We start from the raw sequence: 264 nt of genomic DNA on the forward strand, positions 1-264 counted from the left end.
CTTGATCGAACGATGCTTTTTTCATACTGATGATTTTGCCAACAATCTGCATATAGCGATATACTTACCCTTCCTGTGGCAAACAGACGAAACCCTTATGAAATACGATACATCTGAACTCTGCGATATCTACCATGAAGAAGTGAATGTTGTTGAACCGCTTTTTTCAAATTTTGGTGGGCGCACTTCATTCGGTGGTCAGATTACCACAGTGAAATGCTTTGAAGACAACGGCTTACTTTACGATCTGCTGGAAGAGAATGG

General features: G+C 40.9%; 1 pseudogene. It reads left to right on the forward strand.

The window, feature by feature from the left end:
- Window positions 1-97: 97 nt before the first annotated feature.
- Window positions 98-264: pseudogene (locus SB756_RS31225) on the forward strand (putative 4-hydroxy-4-methyl-2-oxoglutarate aldolase); the annotation flags it as partial.

Origin of the sequence: Pseudomonas sp. SIMBA_068 (assembly GCF_046534705.1) — a bacterium.
Classification (GTDB): Bacteria; Pseudomonadota; Gammaproteobacteria; order Pseudomonadales; family Pseudomonadaceae; genus Aquipseudomonas; species Aquipseudomonas putida.